The sequence below is a fragment of the Phreatobacter sp. genome, assembly GCF_022843985.1.
Classification (GTDB): domain Bacteria; phylum Pseudomonadota; class Alphaproteobacteria; order Rhizobiales; family Phreatobacteraceae; genus Phreatobacter.
Genome location: NZ_JALHMP010000009.1, coordinates 1 through 14,134 on the forward strand (window position 1 = coordinate 1; position 14,134 = coordinate 14,134).

The 14,134-nt window shown below is 67.2% G+C and carries 14 protein-coding genes and 1 pseudogene; 10 read left to right on the plus strand and 5 right to left on the minus strand.

Annotated features, from left to right (window positions below; all coding sequences use genetic code 11):
• Positions 1-368: pseudogene (locus Q0C57_RS08035) on the minus strand (hypothetical protein); the annotation flags it as partial.
• A gap of 186 nt (positions 369-554) precedes the next feature.
• On the opposite strand from Q0C57_RS08035, the gene Q0C57_RS08040 reads away from it, so the two are divergent.
• Together Q0C57_RS08040 and Q0C57_RS08045 are read left to right on the plus strand one after the other, a co-directional pair.
• The gene (locus Q0C57_RS08040; RefSeq protein WP_296574682.1) at positions 555-1,550 is read left to right on the plus strand and encodes a KpsF/GutQ family sugar-phosphate isomerase; all 996 of its coding nucleotides are present in this window, start codon (positions 555-557) and stop codon (positions 1,548-1,550) included.
• Entirely contained in the window at positions 1,547-2,425 is an 879-nt protein-coding gene (locus Q0C57_RS08045; RefSeq protein ID WP_296574685.1) for a DMT family transporter, read from the plus strand. Before Q0C57_RS08040 ends, Q0C57_RS08045 begins: the two co-directional genes overlap by 4 nt.
• Positions 2,426-2,434: 9 nt before the next feature.
• Here Q0C57_RS08045 and Q0C57_RS08050 read toward each other — a convergent pair whose 3' ends face one another.
• From Q0C57_RS08050 to Q0C57_RS08060, 3 genes are all read right to left on the minus strand, one after another.
• Complete coding sequence (locus Q0C57_RS08050) at positions 2,435-2,737, minus strand: AzlD domain-containing protein (protein WP_296574688.1); 303 nt, start codon at positions 2,735-2,737, stop codon at positions 2,435-2,437.
• Positions 2,734-3,456, minus strand: a complete 723-nt coding sequence (locus Q0C57_RS08055) for an AzlC family ABC transporter permease (protein WP_296574692.1) — start codon at positions 3,454-3,456, stop codon at positions 2,734-2,736. Before Q0C57_RS08055 ends, Q0C57_RS08050 begins: the two co-directional genes overlap by 4 nt.
• Positions 3,457-3,519: 63 nt before the next feature.
• Complete coding sequence (locus tag Q0C57_RS08060) at positions 3,520-4,401, minus strand: AraC family transcriptional regulator (RefSeq protein WP_296574696.1); 882 nt, start codon at positions 4,399-4,401, stop codon at positions 3,520-3,522.
• A gap of 281 nt (positions 4,402-4,682) precedes the next feature.
• On the opposite strand from Q0C57_RS08060, the gene Q0C57_RS08065 reads away from it, so the two are divergent.
• From Q0C57_RS08065 to Q0C57_RS08100, 8 genes are all read left to right on the plus strand, one after another.
• On the plus strand, positions 4,683-6,677 hold the full coding sequence (locus tag Q0C57_RS08065) for an AMP-binding protein (protein ID WP_296574699.1): 1,995 nt from the start codon (positions 4,683-4,685) through the stop codon (positions 6,675-6,677).
• On the plus strand, positions 6,674-7,474 hold the full coding sequence (locus Q0C57_RS08070) for an ABC transporter ATP-binding protein (protein WP_296574701.1): 801 nt from the start codon (positions 6,674-6,676) through the stop codon (positions 7,472-7,474). The genes Q0C57_RS08065 and Q0C57_RS08070 overlap by 4 nt, the downstream gene beginning before the upstream one ends.
• Before the next feature lie 187 nt (positions 7,475-7,661).
• Complete coding sequence (locus Q0C57_RS08075; RefSeq protein ID WP_296575004.1) at positions 7,662-8,606, plus strand: branched-chain amino acid ABC transporter permease; 945 nt, start codon at positions 7,662-7,664, stop codon at positions 8,604-8,606.
• A gap of 12 nt (positions 8,607-8,618) precedes the next feature.
• Positions 8,619-9,698, plus strand: a complete 1,080-nt coding sequence (locus Q0C57_RS08080) for a branched-chain amino acid ABC transporter permease (protein ID WP_296574706.1) — start codon at positions 8,619-8,621, stop codon at positions 9,696-9,698.
• 85 nt (positions 9,699-9,783) lie between these two features.
• Entirely contained in the window at positions 9,784-11,112 is a 1,329-nt protein-coding gene (locus tag Q0C57_RS08085) for an ABC transporter substrate-binding protein (RefSeq protein ID WP_296574708.1), read from the plus strand.
• A gap of 167 nt (positions 11,113-11,279) precedes the next feature.
• Positions 11,280-12,119, plus strand: a complete 840-nt coding sequence (locus tag Q0C57_RS08090) for an ABC transporter ATP-binding protein (RefSeq protein ID WP_296574710.1) — start codon at positions 11,280-11,282, stop codon at positions 12,117-12,119.
• A gap of 73 nt (positions 12,120-12,192) precedes the next feature.
• The gene (locus tag Q0C57_RS08095; protein ID WP_296574713.1) at positions 12,193-12,879 is read left to right on the plus strand and encodes a zinc metallopeptidase; all 687 of its coding nucleotides are present in this window, start codon (positions 12,193-12,195) and stop codon (positions 12,877-12,879) included.
• A 26-nt stretch (positions 12,880-12,905) separates the two neighbouring features.
• Positions 12,906-13,301, plus strand: a complete 396-nt coding sequence (locus tag Q0C57_RS08100) for a nuclear transport factor 2 family protein (RefSeq protein ID WP_296574716.1) — start codon at positions 12,906-12,908, stop codon at positions 13,299-13,301.
• 181 nt (positions 13,302-13,482) lie between these two features.
• Here the strand turns inward: Q0C57_RS08100 and efp are convergent, their stop codons facing one another.
• Entirely contained in the window at positions 13,483-14,052 is a 570-nt protein-coding gene (efp, locus tag Q0C57_RS08105; protein WP_296574719.1) for an elongation factor P, read from the minus strand.
• Positions 14,053-14,134: the final 82 nt, after the last annotated feature.

The following is a 14,134-nucleotide window of genomic DNA, read 5'->3' on the forward strand; positions in this document are numbered from 1 at the left end:
GGTGCCGCCACGCCGGCATCGGGCGGCAGGGCCGTCGGTCCGACCGGACGGGCGTTCCAGGGGGCGCGCCGCGCTTCGGCCCGCGCCCGGTCGCGCTGGGCGCCGACGGTGCGCGATTCGCCAGGCACCGGCGCAACGGTTGACCGCAGTCCGGCGGCTTCGGCATCGCTCGGGGGAGCGGAGAGCGGGTTCGGCGCCGCGGGCTCGATAGGGCCGAGGCCCTGCCAGCCGGCGTCGCGACCGGCATCGTCCGTGCTGGTCGGCGGGGTCGCGGTCTGCAGGCGCTGGGCAAAGGCCGGCGAGCCCGTCCCGGCGAGGACAAGCGCCAGGGCGCTGACACCCAAGAGCAGGCGGGCAATGTGACCCAAGACGCGATTCTTCCCCGCGGATTTCCTCAACAAGTCGTAAAGAGCCGTGGTTAACGCGGGGTTGATGGCCCATGGCTCTCCCTCGCAGAGGGTGCGCCCGGCCAAGCATCATGCTAAGGGTCCGGCCTTCCGCCAGCCCCGTCGGCGCCGGTGTCCCGCCGGATGGTCCGGCCATCGAACTGAGCCATGGCCCATCACGCGTCCTCGTCCGAGCCCCGGTCCACCGCCCTCGCCTCGGCGCTCCGCACCCTGTCGGTCGAGGCCTCCGGCCTCGCCGCGCTCGAGGCTGCGCTGTCCAACGGTCTCGGCGAGCCCTTCGCGGCGGCCGTTGCGCTGCTCAAGGACGTCAAGGGCCGGGTGATTGTCACCGGCATGGGCAAGTCCGGCCATGTCGGGCGCAAGATCGCCGCGACGCTGGCCTCGACGGGGACGCCGGCCTTCTTCGTCCATCCCGGCGAGGCAAGCCACGGCGATCTCGGCATGGTGACCGCCGACGATGCCATCCTCGCCCTCTCCTGGTCGGGCGAGACGGTTGAGCTGCGCGATCTCGTCGCCTTTTCCCGCCGCTTCGGTGTCGGTCTCGTGGCCATCACCTCGGCGGGCGAATCGGCGCTCGGCAAGGCCGCCGACGTCGTCCTCGGCCTGCCGCGGGCCGAGGAGGCCTGCCCGAACGGGCTGGCGCCGACGACCTCGACGCTGATGCAACTCGCCATCGGTGATGCGCTGGCCATCGCGCTGCTGGAGGAACGCGGCTTCACCGCCGCGGATTTCCGCACCTTCCACCCCGGCGGCAAGCTCGGCGCCGTTCTCGCCCAGGTCCGCGACGTGATGCATCAGGGCGCATCCCTGCCGCTGAAGCCACTCGGCACGCCGATGAGCGAGGTGCTGATCGAGATGACCGCCAAGGGTTTCGGCTGCTGCGGCATCGTCGATGCGGTCGGCGCGCTGGCCGGAATCGTCACCGACGGCGACCTGCGGCGCCACATGCAATCCGATCTTCTGGCCATGCCGGTCGAGGCGGTGATGACCCGCGCGCCCAAGACCGCCCGGCCCGACCAGTTCGCGAGCGAGATCCTCGACCTCCTCAACCGCACCAAGATCACCGCGCTCTTCGCGGTCGAAGCGGGGCGGCCCGTGGGCATCCTGCACGTCCACGATCTCCTGCGTGCGGGCGTGGCGTGAACGGCCCGGAGGAGGCCCGCAAGCTGCGCATCGGCATGGCGCTGATGACGCTCGGCATGCTGCTGTTCGCCACCAACGATGCCATCGTCAAGGCCTATATGGGATCGCTGACGGTGGCCCAGTCGCTCGGCGTGCGGGGCCTTTTCGCAACCCTCGGTGTCGCCGCCTGGCTCGCCGTGTCGGGATCGCGGTTCTCGCTGCGCGGCTTCTGGCACCCGCTGGTCGTCGGCCGGTCGCTGGCGGAAGGCCTCGCGGTGTTCTTCCTGTTCCAGGCGCTCTGGCGCATGCCGATCGGCGATGTCACGGCGGTGTCCCAGTCGATGCCGATGTTCCTGCTGCCGATCGCCGTGCTGGTGCTCGGCGAGAAGGTCAGCCCGCTCCAGTGGCTGGTGGTGATCTGCGGCTTCGTCGGCATCGTGCTCATCGCCCGCCCCTTCTCCTCGGGCTTCGATCCGGCGATCGGTCTGGTGCTCGCCACCACGGTCTGTTTCGTATTCCGCGACATCACCGTGAAATTCCTGCCCGCCCACATCGCCTCGGGCACGGTGACCTTTTCCACGGTCAGCGTCGTCATGGTCGCTGCCCTCGCCCTGGCCACGGTGCAGGGTCTCGCCCCCATGGGCATCGAGCAGACGCTGATGATCGGCCTCGCCGGACTTCTGCTGGCCGGCGGTCAGGCCGCCATCATCCAGGCCTTCCGGATGGCACCGGTCTCGCAGGTCGGACCGTTCAACTACACCAAGACCGCCTTCGCGCTGGTCATCGGCATGGTGTTCTTCGGCGAGCGGCCCGATGTCGTGACCTTCGCCGGGATCGGGCTCATCGTCGCATCGGGCATCGCCATCGCGGCGGGGCTGGGACGACCGAAGGCTTAGGCCGCACGCTCACCCCGCCAGCAGGCGCAGGGCGACGATGGCGGCGACGCCGGTGGCAATGACCCCGAGCAGCGGCAGGCGAAGCGCGGCGAGGATGGTGACGGCGCCCGCCAGCGTCTCCGGCCAGCCGGTGGCGAAGAGCGTCGGGGCGATGACGGCGGTCAGCACGGCCGGCGGAATGGCGTCGAGGGCGGCCTTGGCGCGGCCGGCCAGTGCCAGGCGCGCGCCGACCAGGAGGCCGGTCAGCCGGCAGGCATAGGTGGCGAGGGCCATGCCGAGAATGGCGAGGAGGGTCGTGACGTCGAGGCTCATGGTGCGGCCTCCGGCGCGGGGACCCAGACCAGAACGGCCATGCCCATGCCGGCAAAGGCGCCGGCGAGCACGTGCCAGGGCGAGCCGAGCGTCCAGTGGGTGAGGGTCGCCGCCGCGGCGCTGGCGACGACCACGGCGATGTGGCGGCGCGTTGTCACGAAGCTCGCGACAAGGCCGATGAAAATGGCGGTGAAGGCGAAATCGGCGCCGAAGCGGCGGGGGTCGCCGATAATGGGACCGAGGATGGCACCTGCCCAGGAGAAGGCCACCCAGTTGAGCCAGAACACCGCCCCGGCGCGGAGGAAATAGGGGAGGGTCAGCCGGCGCATCGCCGCGCGTCGCTCTGCCAGCGCCCAGTTCTCGTCGGCGAGGACATGGAAACCGAGAAGGCGTGCCCAGAGCGGCATGTGGGCGACCTTGGGGGCCAGGGAGGCGGCCATCAGCACGTAGCGCGCATTGATGAGCAGGGTGGACAGGACGATGGCCGCGACAGGCACGGGGCTCGTCCACATCTCGATCGCCGCGAGTTGGGCGCCGCCGGCGAAGACCAGCCCCGATGACAGCGCGACCGCGAAGGGCGAGAGCCCCTTGCTCGCGGCAATGGCGCCATAGAGCAGGGCCAGCGGCATGGCCGCGATCATGGCGGGGGCGAGTTCGGCGATGCCCTCGCGCCATTCGGACAGGGGGCTGGGGGAGGAATCGGGGGGTGAACCGGTCATGGTCTCTGCATGCCAGAGATGAGGGCCGGCTTCTTGAGCGAAATCGCCGTTCTGTCGCGACGTCTAGGCCGCGGCGGCCTCGTCGCGCACGGCCCTACGGTAAGCCCCGGGCGGCACGCCGATCCGGGCCTTGAAGGCGCGGGTGAGATGGGCCTGGTCGGCAAAGCCGGTCGCGACCGCGGTCGTGGCCAGGCCCGCGCCGGCGCGCAGGCGCATCTGCGCGCGCCGCACCCTGACATCGATGAGATAGGCGTGCGGGGTGAGGCCGACCTGGCGACGAAAGGCGCGGATCAGGTGATGGCGGGACCAGCCCACCGCCGCCGCGAGTTCCGCCAGGGACAGGTCCTCCTGATGGCGGGCCTCGATCATCTCGCGGATGCGGTTGACCGGGACGGCCTCCTCGCCCTCCGGCGCAGGCGCCATGCCGGCATGGAGGACGAGGGTCCGCGCATAGGCGCGCAGCAGAAGCTCCTCGCCGGCCAGGCCCTCGCCGCCCGCCTCGAGCGCGTGATGCGCCGCCGCGAAGAGGCGCGCGCCTTCGGGGTCGTGGACGACGGGATCGCGGAAGAACGGTGCCGCGGCCACGGGACGCCGGGTCACGGCCTCCGCGAGGTCGCGGAGGAAGTCCTGCCCCGGATAGGTCATGCGGTAGGAATAGCCTCCCTCGGCTGGCGCACCGTCATGGACGTCCTGCGGCATGACAAAGACGAGATCGCCCGGCCCTGCGTGACCCTTCCTGCCGAGCGCCGAGACCTTCTCCCAGCCACTCTCGATGGTGCCGATGACGTAGGTGTCGTGCATGTGCGGGGCATAGACATGGGTGCGGAAGGTGGCGCTGAGGCAGTCCATGCCGTCGAGCCTGTGGGCCGCGAAGAAACGCGCCGTCTCGCCGGCCGAGAGCGGCCCGAGGCTCATCAGGTCACTGGTGTCGCCGGCAGGGATCATCCGCGACCTCTTACCACGGGGGACCAGGGGTTCTTGAACAAAAGCGGCCTTCCCGGCAGCTTTTGGCTTTCCGTAACGGCCATCCGTCGTCCGGCCGAGCCGGGTATAGCCTTTGGTCCCCTTGATTTCGGCGAAGGTGCGTTCAACTATCCGCTCCACTTCGCTTCGGTTCCCGATCTAACGGGGTCCTGTGGCGATGCAGAGCCCGAAAACGGGCCTTAGAGGGAATCGCGTTGCATCCGACGGGTGCAACGCTGATGGAAACAGGGAGGACGCCGGCCGTGGCTCACCACGCCGACGCGCGCGCCGTCACCGGTGCTCACGACACATTTCCGAAGCTGCTGGAGCTGAATGCTGTCCGCTTCGCTGCGCGACCGGCCATGCGCCACAAGGATCTCGGAATCTGGCGGACCTGGACCTGGGCCGAGGTGGCCCGCGAGGTGCGCGACTTCGCGCTCGGTCTCGGCGAACTCGGTCTGAAACGCGGCGACAAGGTCGCCATCGTCGGGCGCAACAGGCCGAAGCTCTACTGGTCCATGGCCGCCATCCAGTCCTGGGGCGGGGTTCCGGTGCCGGTCTATTCGGATTCGGTCGCCGACGAGATGGCCTATGTGCTCGAACATGCCGAAGCCTCGATGGCCGTGGTCGAGGACCAGGAACAGGTCGACAAGCTGCTTTCGGTGTCCGAGCGGCTGCCGCACCTCGCGCATGTCATCTACGACGAGCCGCGTGGCCTGAGAGACTATGACCATTCGCGCATGCATGCCTTCGAGGAGGTGCAGGAGATCGGTCGCAAGGCCGCCGGCGATCCCGCCAAGGTGAAGGCGCTGGACGAGGCCATCGCGCTGGGCAAGGGCGCTGACCTCGCGATCATGCTGTACACGTCGGGAACGACGGGGCGGCCGAAGGGCGTGATGCTGTCCAATGACAATGTCATCGTCTCGGCGAAGAACGGCGGATTGTTCGACGGGCTCACCGAGACCGAGGAGACCATCGCCTATCTGCCGCTCGCCTGGGTCGGCGACAACATCTTCTCCTATGCCCAGTCCTATGTGCTCGGCTTCTGCGTGAACTGTCCGGAGAGCGCCGAGACCGTGATGGAGGACCGCCGCGAGATCGGCACCTCCTATGCCTTCGCGCCGCCGCGCGTCTACGAGAACCTGCTCACCCAGACCATGGTGCGCATGGAGGATGCCGGCCCCCTGCAGAAGAAGATGTTCGACTATTTCATCGGCGTCGCCAAGGAATGGGGCGAGAAGATCCTCAACAAGGAGCCGGTACCGCTCGGCGCCAGGCTGCAATATGCGGTGGGCGAGATGCTGGTCTACGGCCCGCTGAAGAACCGCTTCGGCCTCACCAATATCCGCGTCGGCTACACGGCGGGCGAGGCGATCGGGCCGGAGATCTTCAAGTTCTTCCGCTCGCTCGGCATCAACCTCAAGCAGCTCTACGGCCAGACGGAAGCCAGCGTCTACATCACTGCCCAGCCCGACGGCGAGATCTATGCCGACACGGTCGGCAAGCCGAATATCGATGTCGAACTGAAGATCGACGACAACGGCGAGGTTCTTTACCGCTCGCCCGGCGTTTTCCTCGGCTATTACAAGGATCCCGAGAAGACGGCCGAGACCAAGACCGCCGACGGCTGGGTGCGCTCCGGTGATGCCGGTTTCTTCGATCCGAAGACCGGCCACCTGAAGATCATCGACCGGGCCAAGGATGTCGGTAAGCTGCGCTCGGGCGCGCTGTTCGCGCCGAAATATATCGAGAACAAGCTCAAATTCTATCCGAACATCAAGGAAGTCGTGGCCTTCGGTCAGGATCGCGATTTCGTCACCTGCTTCCTCAATATCGACCTGACCGCGGTCGGCTCCTGGGCCGAGCGCAACAATGTCTCCTACGGGTCCTACCAGGAGCTCGCCGGGCATCGGGACGTGCTGAAGACGCTGACCGCTCATGTCGACGCGGTGAACCGGTCCCTCGCCGAGGAGCCGCTGATGGGCGGGGCCCAGATCCGGCGCTTCCTCGTCCTGCACAAGGAACTCGATGCCGATGACGGCGAACTGACGCGCACCCAGAAGGTGCGCCGCGGGTTCATCGCCGAGCGCTACATGCCGCTGGTCGAAGCGCTCTATGACGGGTCGAAGCGTGGCCGGATCCGCACCGAGGTGACCTTCGAGGACGGACGCAAGGGCATCATCGAGGGCGATGTGGAGATCATCGACATGACCGTCCATCCGGTCACCGGCAGCGCGTTCAAGGAGGCCGCGGAATGAGAGCGCCGTCTGCCACCGACATCGCCGCAGGCGAGGTCATCCTCGCCGTCGACAACGTCTCGCTCAGCTTCGGCGGCGTGAAGGCGCTGACCGACGTCTCCTTCGACATCAAGAAGGGCGAAGTGCGCGCCATCATCGGCCCCAACGGCGCCGGCAAGACCTCGATGCTCAATTGCATCAACGGCTTCTACCACCCGACCGAAGGCCGGATCACCTTCAAGGGCGAGACCCGTCCGAAGATGCGCCCGCACGAGGCGGCTGCCGGCGGCATCGCCCGCACCTTCCAGAACGTGGCACTGTTCAAGGGCATGTCGACGCTGGACAACATCATGGCCGGCCGCACCCTGAAGATGAACCGCAGCTTCTTCTGGCACATCCTGCGCTACGGCCCGGCCATGGACGAGGAGATTGCCCATCGCCGCTTCGTCGAGGAGATCATCGACTTTCTCGAGATCCAGCACATCCGCAAGACGCCGGTCGGCAAGCTGCCCTATGGCCTGCAGAAGCGTGTCGAGCTCGGCCGGGCGCTGGCCATGGAGCCGGAGGTGCTGCTGCTCGACGAGCCGATGGCCGGCATGAACCTCGAGGAGAAGGAGGACATGTGCCGCTTCATCATCGACGTGTCGAACCAGTACGGGACGACGATCGCCCTGATCGAGCATGACATGGGGGTGGTGATGGACCTGTCGGACCGTGTGGTGGTTCTCGAATACGGCCGCAAGATCGCCGACGGAACGCCGGACGAGGTCAAGCGCGACCAGCGCGTCATCGATGCCTATCTCGGCGTCGGGCATTGAGGAACGGGTCATGACGGATGCCACCCTGACGACACGCAAGCCGTTCCTCGGCGAGAGCCAGCGCAACGGGCTGATCGCCGGAGGCGTGCTCGCCCTGTTCATCGCCGCGCTGGTGGTGGCGACACAGACCGGCACGATCACGCGCAACGACTGGACCTACAAGATCTTCGTCGACCCCTTCGTGTCGATGGTCGACATGCCGGATCTCCTCGTCCAGACGGTCTGGGAGGGCTTCGTCGCCGGCGTGCTTTATTCGCTCATCGCCCTGGGCTTCGTGCTGATCTTCAAGGCCTCTGGGGTCTTCAACTTCGCCCAGGGCATCATGGTGGTCTTCGCTGCCCTGTCGCTGGTCGGCTTCTACGAGTTCCTGACGCTGACGCTCGGCATGCCGGCGGGCTTCGTCGCCGCCATCGTGGCGATGGCCGGCGCGATCGGAATCATGTTCGTCCTCGCCGTCGCGGTGGAGCGCATCGTGCTGCGCCCGCTGGTCAACCAGCCCGACATCATCATGCTGATGGCGACCGTCGGCCTGACCTATTTCCTCATCGGCTTCGGCGAGTATATCTTCGGCGGCAGCCCGAAGGTGATGATCACCTCGCAACTGGGCCTGCCCACCGGCTCGACCATGCTCGATTTCGCCGGCGGGCGCGTCAATATCCAGCACCTCGATCTGGCTGCGGCGATCATCGCCGCGGTGATGATCGCCGTGCTCGGCTTCTTCTTCCAATACACGCGCATCGGGCGGGCGCTGAGGGCCGTCGCCGACAGCCACAAGGCGGCGCTGTCGGTCGGCATCTCGCTCAACCAGATCTGGGTGATCGTCTGGTTCACCGCCGGCATCGTGGCGCTGCTCACCGGCATCATGTGGGGCGCGCGCTCCGACGTGTCCTTCGCGCTGGAGATCATCGCCCTGAAGGCGCTGCCGGTTCTCATCGTCGGCGGCTTCACCTCGATTCCCGGCGCCATTGTCGGCGGCCTGATCATCGGCGTCGGCGAGAAGATCGGCGAGTTCTACTGGGGCCCGCTGCTCGGCGGCGGCATCGAGAGCTGGCTCGCCTATATCATCGCTCTGATGTTCCTCATGTTCAGGCCGCAGGGCCTGTTCGGCGACAAGATCATCGAGCGGATCTGACCGGAGCGTCCCATGTTCTATCGCGAGGCCGGCCAGTACAAGACGACCTACCAGTCCGATATGGCGATCTTCCCGCTGCGGCAGGATCGCATCGGCATCCTCATCATCCTGGCGCTGGCCTATGTGGCGGTGCCGCTGATGGCGAGCGACTTCATCCTCAAGACCATCATGCTGCCGTTCCTGGCACTGGTCCTGGCGGTGATCGGCCTCAACATCCTCACCGGCTATACCGGCCTCATCTCGCTCGGGACGGCCGGTTTCATGGGGGTCGGGGCCTATGCCTGCTACAAGCTGACGACGCTGTTTCCCGAGGTGAACATCCTCGTCTGGATCCTCGTCTCCGGCTTCTTCTCGGCGGGCATCGGGGTGGTTTTCGGACTGCCCAGCCTGCGCATCAAGGGCCTCTATCTCGCCGTTGCGACCCTTGCCGCCCAGTTCTTCCTGCAATGGGCCTTCGTGCGCATTCCCTGGCTCTACAACTACAATCCCTCGGGGGCCATCGAGGTGCCGCTGCGCACCGTGTTCGGCGTGGCGATCACCGGGCCGACCGCCGCCATCGAGGTCAAATATCTGATCGCCCTGACCTTCGTCGTGGTCCTGACCTGGGTCGCCTCGAACATCGTCCATGGCCGCATCGGCCGTTCCTGGATGGCGGTGCGCGACATGGACATCGCCGCCCAGCTCATGGGCATCAAGCTGCTGGAGACCAAGCTCCTCGCCTTCGCAGTGTCGTCGTTCTATTGCGGCGTTTCCGGTGCGCTCTTCGTGTTCATCTATCTCGGCGGGGCCGAGGCCGGCACCGAGTTCGGCATCCGCCTGTCCTTCATCATCCTCTTCGCCGTGATCATCGGCGGGCTCGGTTCGATGATCGGCTCCTTCTTCGGGGCCGGCTTCATCGTCGCCCTGCCGACCATCCTGAAATTCGGCCTGCCTGCCATCGGCATCGCCATCACCGGCGCGATCGCCGAGAAGATCGTCGTCATGGTGATCGGTGCGCTGACCATCTACCTGCTCATCGTCGAACCGCACGGCCTCGCCCGGCTCTGGCAAATCGCCAAGCAGAAGCTCAGGGTCTGGCCGTTCCCATACTGACACCCATCCACAACGATCGGGCGCCATACGCCCGGCAGCCTTCGATAAAAACCGTTCCAGGGGAACGTTCCAAAGGGAGAACGCCATGAAGACCACCAGATTGGCCCTCGGGCTCGGGCTTGGCCTCGTCGCCGGGTTCGCCGCGGTGTCGCCGGTCGGCGCACAGGAATCGATCAATTTCGTGCACAACACCTACCGGACCGGCGCCTTCTCCGGCTCCGGCATTCCGGTGGCCGATGGTGTGCGCGACTATTTCACCATGCTGAACAACCGCGATGGCGGCATCGGCGGCGTGCGCATCAACTTCGAGGAATGCGAGACCCAGTACGATACCCGTCGCTCCGTCGAGTGCTGGGAACAGGCCAAGGCGAAGAACTCGGTCGTCTACGTGCCCTGGTCCACGGGCGCTGCGCTCGCCACCATCCCGCGCGCGCATATCGACAAGATGCCGATCTTCTCGATGGCCTACGGTCTCTCGGCCGCGGCTGTCGGCAGCACCTTCCCCTGGGTGTTCAATCCGCCGCTGACCTATTGGGACGGCGCCTCCGTCTGGATCCAGTACATCGCCCAGCGCGAAGGCGGCCTCGCCAATCTGCGTGGCAAGACGATCGGGCTCATCCTGCTTGACGCGCCTTTCGGTCGCGAGCCGATCCCGGTTCTCGAGGCTCTCGCCCGCGAGCATGGCTTCACCCTCAAGACCTATCCGATCCCGCCGGCCGAGATGCAGAACCAGTCGTCGACATGGCTCGCCATCCGGCGCGACCGCACCGACTGGGTGCTCGTCCAGGGCTGGGGCGCGATGAACCCCACCGCCGTGCGCGAGGCCGGCCGTACCGGCTTCCCGCGTGACAAGGTCATCGGCATCTGGTGGGCCGGTGGCGACGACGACGCCCGTCCGGCGGGCCCCGACGCCCGCGGCTACCTCGCCCTGTCCTGGCACCAGGTGGGAACGAACTTCCCCGTCATCCAGGACATCATCCGCCATGTGGTCGATCGCGGCCAGTCCAACACGGCCCGCGAGAAGATCGGCGAGAACCTCTACAACCGCGGTGTCTACCAGGGCATTCTCATCGCCGAGGCGATCCGCAACGCCCAGCGCCTCACCGGCAAGCGCGTCGTGACGGGCGAGGATGTCCGCCGCGGCTTCGAGGTGCTCAACATCAGCGCGGCCCGCTGGACCGAACTCGGCGCTCCCGACTTCGCGGCGCCGGTGGCGCTGACCTGCGCCGACCATAACGGCCATCACGCGGCCTTCGTGATCCAGTGGGACGGCACCAAGTGGAACCGCGCCTCCGACTGGATCCGCCCGGACCGTGCCCGCATCCGCCCGATGCTGGAAGAGGCGGCGCGCGCCTATGCGACGTCCAATGCCGGCTGGCCGGCGCGCAGCGAGACCTGCGACCAGCCGTCCTGACACCTGACGGCGGGAGCCGCGGTTCGCCGCGGCTCCCGTCACGCTCGCCTGCCAAGACGTCATGCCCGGGCGTGTCCGGGTCATTCACGACTGATCACCGTCCGTCGGATCGTCGTCGCGGCCCGGAACGCCCCCGGGCCTGACGAGCGGCGGGTATGAGGACCTCCATGACCGCCCAGCCCCATGCGACGCCCGCCCCCGCCCAGGACCTGATCCTGAACGTCAGCAATATCGAGGTCATCTACGACCACGTCATCCTCGTGCTGAAGGGTGTCTCGCTGGTGGTGCCGCGCGGCGGCATCGTCGCCATTCTCGGGGCCAACGGCGCCGGCAAGACAACGACATTGAAGGCGATCTCCAACCTGCTCCATGCCGAGCGCGGCGAGGTCACCAAGGGCTCCATCGTCTTCGAGGGCGAGGAGGTGCAGGCGCGCTCGCCGAACGAACTCGTCCGCCGCGGCTGCATCCAGGTGATGGAGGGGCGGCACTGTTTCGGCCACCTGACCATCGAGGAGAACCTCCTCACCGGGGCCTTCACCCGCCGCGACGGCAAGGCCGCCATCCGCGACGACATGGACAAGATCTACGCCTATTTCCCGCGTCTGAAGGAGCGCCGGCATGCGATGTCCGGCTACACGTCGGGCGGCGAGCAGCAGATGTGCGCCATCGGCCGGGCGCTGATGAGCCGGCCGAAGATGGTCCTTCTCGACGAGCCCTCCATGGGGCTGGCGCCGCAGATCGTCGAGCAGATCTTCGAGATCGTCCGCGACATCAACGCGCGCGAGGGCGTCTCCTTCCTCGTCGCCGAGCAGAACACCAACATGGCGCTGCGCTACGCCACCTTCGGCTACATCATGGAGACCGGCCGCATCGTCATGGACGGCGATGCCAAGGCGTTGCGCGAGAACGAGGACGTCAAGGAGTTCTATCTCGGCGTCTCCGAGGGCGACAAGAAGAGCTTCCGCGACGTGAAGAGCTACAAGCGGCGCAAGCGCTGGTTGGCGTGAGACTGGGGCCATGGGTCGCGGCGTGTCTGCCGCCCCTTGCGCTTTGCAACCGGGCATGACGACTTAAGACGCCATGCCCTTTCTCATCCTCCTCGGCGTCGTCGCCCTGCTCGCCCTGATCTTCGGCCCGCAATGGTGGGTGAAGCGGGAAATGCGCCGCCACGGCGTCGCGCGCGAGGATTTTCCCGGCACCGGCGGCGAACTCGCCGTCCACCTCCTGGAACAGGCCGGGCTTGCCGACGTCACGGTCGAACTGACCGATGCGGGTGATCACTACGACCCGATCGACCGGGTGATCCGTCTGTCCCCGGAGGTCCATGACGGCCGCTCGGTGACGGCCGTGGCGGTCGCCGCCCACGAGGTCGGCCATGCCATCCAGCACCGCGACGGCGACCGCCTGTTCCTCTGGCGCATCCGCATGGCCCAGGCGGCGCAGAAGCTGGAGATCGGGGCCGCCATCCTCTTCGCGACGGCGCCGCTTGTGCTCGCCTTCGTCCGGTCGCCGGTCATCGCCGTCGTCCAGGTCGGCGTCGCCATTCTTCTCCTCGGGTCGCGGCTGGCCATCCATCTCGTCACGCTGCCGATGGAATTCGACGCCAGCTTCGGCAAGGCGCTGCCGGTGCTGTCGGGCGGCGGCTACCTGCAGGAGCAGGACGTGCCCGCGGCGCGCTCGGTGCTGAGGGCGGCCGCCTTCACCTATGTCGCCTCGGCCCTCGTCACGCTCCTCGATTTCACCCGCCTCATCCGCGTCTTGCGCTGAGGGCGCGAGGCCGGCATTTAGAGAGCATGAGCCAAGCTGTTCTCGACCGTTGGTATGCCGCCCTGAAGGCGGGCGATGCGAGCGCCCTCGCCGCCGTGACCACCGACGATGTCATGGTGCGCTGGAACGGCCCGCCGGGCATCGTCCCCTGGGCGGGCGTCTGGGAAGGGCGCACCAAGGTGCTGACCTTCTTCAAGCGCGTCGCCGAGCACCTGGAGATCCTGTCGATCGAGACCGTCGCCCGGATCGAGGGGGACGAGGGCGTGGCCATCGTCCTGGCAGGGCACTGGCGGGTGCGCGCCAGCGGCGAGGAACTGAACGTCCGGGCCGTCAACCTCTTCCGCTTCGCAGGCGACCGCGTCGCGGCCTACGAGGTCTATCCCGACAGCTATGCCTTCGCGAAGGCGCTGGCGAAGGCGTGAGGCGGCGAGGAGGCAGGCACCGCGGGAGTAGTGGTTCCAGGGCCCGATTCCAATGCCCCACCCCCACCCTCCCCGCTGCGCGGGGAGGGTGGGGGTGGGGCATTGACTGCCCTGCCGCCCGCACCCACGAAAAAGGCCGGGCGCGAGCCCGGCCTTCCAACAGCGTCACCGATGCTGCGACTCAGTCCTTGGCGCGCTCGGAATAGGAGCCGTCCTCGGTCATGACGACGATGCGGGTGCCGACGCCGATATGGGGCGGAACCAGCGTGCGCACGCCGTTCGACAGGATGGCGGGCTTGTAGGAGGAGGAGGCGGTCTGGCCCTTGGTGACCGGCTCGGTCTCCATCACCTCGAGCGTCACGCGCTGCGGCAGTTCGATGCCGACGGCATTGCCCTCATAGACCGACAGCTTCACTTCCATCTCGCTCTGGAGATAGGCCTTGGCGTCGCCGAGGATGTCGTCGGGAACGGCGATCTGCTCGTAGGTTTCCTTGTTCATGAAGTGGTTGCCGTCGCCATCGGAGTAGAGATAAGTGTGCGGCCTGTCCTCGACATAGGCGCGCTCGACCATCTCGGTGGTGCGCCAGCGCTCGGAGACCTTCACGCCGTCGGAGAGGCGGCGCATGTCGACCTGGGTCACCGGCGTGCCCTTGCCCGGATGAATGTTCTGGGCGGTGACGATCAGGTAGAGCTTGCCGTCGACTTCGAGAATGTTGCCCTTGCGGACGGAGGAGGCGATGACCTTCGGCACGGGTTTGGTCCTTGGGATGGGCGAGGCTCGACCCCGCGTGATCTGTCGGGCCGTCGCATAGACGAAGTCGCGGCAAAGCGCC